General features: G+C 62.8%; 2 protein-coding genes. Both read right to left on the bottom strand.

The genetic code is table 11. The annotated features are described in order from the left end of the window. Positions 1-4,807: non-ribosomal peptide synthetase (locus QRN46_RS28600; RefSeq protein WP_285358787.1), on the bottom strand; the 4,807-nt coding region annotated here is incomplete at its 3' end. After that, positions 4,807-5,501: phosphopantetheine-binding protein (locus QRN46_RS28595; RefSeq protein ID WP_285358785.1), on the bottom strand; the 695-nt coding region annotated here is incomplete at its 5' end. The genes QRN46_RS28600 and QRN46_RS28595, both read right to left, overlap by 1 nt.

Raw genomic sequence — 5,501 nt, 5'->3', positions numbered from 1 at the left:
GCTGGGCATAGGTCAAACGTTGTTCGCCGAACACCAGCGCCAGAGCGTCCGGGGTGGCACGTACCTGATCCTCGATCAGCGAGTGCACGCTGCGTGACAGTGGGTATTCAGTGGCGGTGGCGTTCCAGCCTTCGACAATCAGTTCGCGTTCTGCACCGTCAAGCAGCACCAGCTCAGCCAACGGACGTGTCGCGTCAGTCACGACGGCGTTGAGCAGGTTCAGCCAATGCCCGGCGAGGCGCCGGATGCTGCTCGCCTCGAACAGATCGGTAGCGTATGTAAAGGACGCATCCAGGCCTTCCGGGCTGTCGCCGGTGTCCAGCGCCAGGTCGAACTGCGCGGTCCGGTGTTCCCAGCTCAGGCTTTGCAGGTTCAGCCCCGGCAATTGCGCGACCAGATCGGACTCGGCTTCGGTGCGGTGGTTGAACATCGCCTGAAACAACGGGCTGTGGCTCAGATTGCGTTCAGGCTGCAAGGCATCGACCAGTTGCTCGAACGGCAGGTCCTGATGCATTTGCGCGGCAATCGCGGTGTGCTTGACCTGCTGCAGCAACCGGGCGAAATCCAGCGCCGGGTCGAACTCGGCCCGCAGCACCTGGGTGTTGACGAAGAAGCCGATCAACCGCTCGATTTCCAGACGATTGCGGTTGGCGATCGGCACCCCGACGCGGATATCCGACTGACCGCTGTAGCGGTGCAACAGGGTCTGGAACGAGGCCAGCAGCAACATGAACACGGTCACGCCTTCACGCCGCGCCAGCGCCTTGAGTGCGTCACCCAGCGCCGGTTCGATGGTCACGTTCAGGCGCGCACCGCGGAAGCTCTGCACGGCGGGACGCGGATGGTCGGCCGGCATTTCCAGCAGCGGTTGCTGGCTCCCCAGTTGAGTTTTCCAGTACGTCAGCTGCCGTTCGCGCTCGCCGTTGTCCATCCACTCGCGCTGCCACACCGCGTAATCGGCGTACTGCACCGCCAGCGCCGGCAACTCGGCCGTGCGGCCTTGGCTGAACGCTGCGTAACAGGCGATCAGGTCTTCGATCATCACCTGCATCGACCAGCCATCGGAGACGATGTGGTGCAGGGTCAGGACCAACACATGGTCGGTGTCGCTGATGCGCAGCAAGGCCACTCGCAGCAACTCGCCCGCCAACAGGTCGAACGCCTGCCGGGTCTGCTGTTCGACGAAGACTTTGATCTGCTCATCCGTGGCGTTGGCCAGCGTCTGCTCGTAAAACGCCACCTGCCCGCTCGGCCGGATCACTTGCTGCACGCGCCCGTCGGTATCGACAAACGCCGTGCGCAGGCTTTCGTGGCGCTGGATCAGCGCCTGGAAGCTTTGCTCCAGAGCCGCACGATCGAGTTCGCCATGCAGGCGCAGCGCGGTGGGAATGTTGTAGGCGGCGCTTTGCGGGTCCATCTGCCACAGGAACCATTGACGTTCCTGGGCGTAGGACAACGCCAGCGGTTGCTCGCGGCTGACCTGTGGAATCGGGGTTTGCGTGGTCTGCTGATCGGCATCGAGGACGCGGACAAAGGCTTCCAGGCTGCTGTGTTCGAACAGCGTGCGCAGCGGCACCTGAATATCCAGCGTGCGACGGATGCGCGACACCACCTGGGTCACCAGCAGCGAATGCCCGCCCAGCTCGAAGAAGTTGTCGGTCAGGCCGACGCGTTCGAGCTTGAGCACGTCCTGCCAGATCGTCGCGACGTGTTTTTGCAGGTCGGTCTGCGGCGCGACAAAGGTGTTTTGCAGGGTGCTGGCATCAAACTTCGGCAACGCCTTGCGTTCGAGTTTACCGTTGGGGCTGACCGGCATTTTTTCCAGCCAGACCCAGTGCTGCGGCACCATGAACTCCGGCAGGCTCTGCCCCAGATGCGCCTTGAGTTCGAGGTTTTTCGCGCTGTGTGTGGCGTCGTCGGCACTCAACAACGCTTCGTCGTCGGGCACCACGTAGGCCACCAGCAACGAACCATCCTGAGCGATGACCACGGTCTCGCGTACGTCATCGTGTTCGGCCAGGCGGGCTTCGATTTCGCCCAGTTCGATGCGCAGGCCACGGATCTTTACCTGATGGTCCATGCGCCCGGCGTACTCGATCACGCCGTCGGCGCGATAGCGCGCCAGGTCGCCGGTGCGGTACAGGCGCTGGCCGTCACCGAACGGGCTGGTAACAAAGCGTTCGGCGGTCAGCGCCGGACGACGGTGGTAACCCCGGGCCAGGCCTTCGCCGCCCAGGTACAACTCGCCGATCACACCCACCGGCAACGGCGCCAGGCTGTTGTCGAGGATGTAGGTGCTGAGGTTGGCAATCGGCTGACCGATCGGCACGCTGTCGCGACCTTCGTCGCGGCACGTCCAGTGGGTGACGTCGATCGCCGCTTCGGTCGGACCGTAGAGGTTGAACAGTCCGGCGTTCGGCAACTTGGCGAACACCTGCTGCTGCGCATCGACCTGCAACGCTTCACCGCTGCACACGATCCGGGTCAGGCTGGTGCATTCGGCCACCGCCGGATCCTGCAGGAACGCCTGCAACATCGACGGCACAAAGTGCAGCGTGGTGATGCGTTGTTCGGTGATCACCTGAATCAGTTGCGCCGGATCCCGGTGCGCACCCGGAGCAGCCACCACCAACGAAGAACCGGTCATCAGCGGCCAGAAGAATTCCCACACCGACACGTCGAAACTGAACGGGGTCTTTTGCAGTACGCTGTCGTCAGCGGTCAGCTGATAGGCCTGCTGCATCCAGCACAAACGGTTGACCAGCGCCGAGTGGCGGTTGCCCGCGCCTTTCGGTTTGCCGGTCGAGCCGGAGGTGTAGATCACGTACGCGAGGTTTTCCGGATCGAGGTTCAGCTCCGGATTGGCTTCGCTGCGACCTTCCAGCCAGTCACCGTCCTGATCGAGCACCAGACTGCGCAACCCGGCCGGAACCGGCAGTTGTGCCAGCAGATGACTTTGGGTCAGCAGCAAGGCAATGCCGCTGTCCTCGAACATGTAGGCCAGACGATCCTGCGGATACTCCGGATCCAGCGGCAGATACGCACCGCCCGCCTTGAGAATTGCCAACAGGCCGACAACCATTTCCAGCGAACGCTCGACCGAGATGCCGACCAGCACTTCCGGGCCAACACCGTGTTCGATCAATACATCTGCCAACTGATTAGCGCGGGCGTTGAGCTGGGCATAGGTCAGACGTTGCTCGCCGAACACCAGCGCCAGCGAGTCCGGCGTGGCGCGCACCTGATCTTCGATCAGCGAATGCACGCTGCGCGACAGCGGGTATTCGGTGGCGGTGGCGTTCCAGCCTTCGACAATCAGCTCGCGTTCTGCGCTGTCGAGCAACACCAGTTCGGCCAGCGAGCAACTCGCGTCGGCCACAACCGCTGCCAACAGGTTTTGCCAATGCGCGGCCATCCGTTCGATGGTCGCGGCGCTGAACAGATCGGTGGCAAAGGTCAGTTGAGCGCCAAGGCCTTGCGGGGTCTCGAAGGTGTCCAGGCTCAGGTCGAACTGGGCAGTCTGGCTGGCCATGCTCAGCGGATCGATTTGCAGACCCGGCAGACGCGCGCCTCGCTGCGACTCGCCAGTCGCCAGATTCTGGTGGTTGAACATCACCTGGAACAGCGGGCTGTGGCTCAGGCTGCGTTCCGGTTGCAGGGCTTCCACCAACTGTTCGAACGGCAGCTCCTGATGCGCCTGGGCGCCCATCGCCGATTGCTTGACCTGTTGCAGCAGGCTGCGAAAACTCGCTTGCGGGTCAATGCGTGCCTTGAGCACCTGAGTGTTGACGAAGAAGCCGATCAGGCGCTCGGTCTCGACCCGGTTGCGGTTGGCGTTGGGCACGCCGACGCTGATTTCGTTCTGGCCGCTGTAGCGGTGCAACAAGGCCTGGAACGAGGCCAGCAAGACCATGAACACGGTCATGCCTTCGCGCTGGGCAAGGGTTTTCAAACCGGCAGCCAATTGGCTGTCGAGGCTCACATCGAGCCGCTGGCCACGGAAGCTCTGCACCGACGGTCGAGGAAAATCGGTCGGCAGTTGCAGCACCGAATGGTCGGTGCCCAGTTGTTCCTGCCAGTAAGCCAGTTGCCGCGCCCGCTCGCCCGCCTCCATCCAGTGCCGCTGCCAGATGGCGTAGTCGGCGTACTGGATCGGCAATTCGGCGAGGCTGACATCGCGCCCCTGTGCATAACCGGAATACAGCTGCACCAGCTCTTCGACCATGACCCGCATCGACCAGCCATCGGCCGCAATGTGGTGCACGGTGACGGCTAGCACATGCTCGTCATCCGCCAGACGCAGCAGGTTGGCGCGCATCAGCGGACCGGTCTGCAGATCGAACGGAAGGTGCAACTGTTCGTTGATGTAAGCCTGAATCTGCTGCTCGCGTTGCGCCGGATCCGCCGCGCTATCCAGCGCATCCACCGCAATCGTCAGCGGCAGCTGCGCGTGAATCACCTGCACAGAGCCCTCGTCGTCCTGACCGAAGGTGGTGCGCAGGCTGTCGTGACGGGCGATCACGGCGTTGAACGCACGCTCCAGCGCCGGCACGTCGAGGGTGCCGCGCAACTGCAGCGCGGTCGGAATGTTGTAGGCCGCACTGTGCGGGTCCATCTGCCAGACAAACCATTGCCGGTCCTGAGCGAAGGACAACGGGATCGCGGTGAATTCCTCGCGGGTCTGCGGGATCGGCAGGTTCGCGGGGGAAACCCCTTCCTGGAGCATCTTTTCAAGATAGAGCGTGCGCTTTTCCAGGGGCAGACAAATGAACCGCCTGGCAATCTTCAGTGCGACATTCCTATCCATCAAGCCTCCTCCATTTCATCAAGCAGGGATTCCAGCTTGCTCAGTTTCAACATATCGACTTGCTCATCGGCGGCGTCCAGCTGGCTGACGAAATCGCCAAGCGCGGGGTGCTGGAAAATCAATTGCGGTGTCAGCTTCAGGCCCAGTTCCAGTTGCAGGCGCGAAACCACGGTGACGGCCAACAAGGAGTGGCCGCCCAGTTCGAAGAAGTTGTCGTTGAGGCCGATGCGCTCCAGTTGCAGCACGTCCTGCCAGATCGCCGCCACTTGTTGTTGCAGTTCAGTGGACGGCGCGACAAAGGCCTGCTGCGCCTGGCTGGCATCGAACTTGGGCAGTGCCTTGCGTTCGAGTTTGCCGTTCGGGCTGACCGGCATTTTCGCCAGCAGCACCCAGTGCAGCGGAACCATATAGTCAGGAACGTTCCGGGCGAGGTGTTCTTTAAGACGCTGGACCAGTTCGCTGCGACTGGCCTCGTCGGCATCCACCAGACGGGCGTCGTTCGGCACCACATAACCCACCAGCAACGAGCCGTCCTGGGCGATGACCACGGTCTCGCGCACGTCATCGTGCTCGGCCAGACGCGCTTCGATTTCGCCCAGTTCGATACGCAGGCCACGGATCTTCACCTGATGGTCCATACGCCCGGCGTACTCGATCACGCCGTCGGCGCGATAGCGCGCCAGGTCGCCGGTGC

It is taken from the genome of Pseudomonas sp. lyk4-R2A-10, from assembly GCF_030209075.1.
Classification (GTDB): Bacteria; Pseudomonadota; Gammaproteobacteria; order Pseudomonadales; family Pseudomonadaceae; genus Aquipseudomonas; species Aquipseudomonas glycinae.
This window is presented reverse-complemented; position numbering and strand designations above follow the sequence as displayed.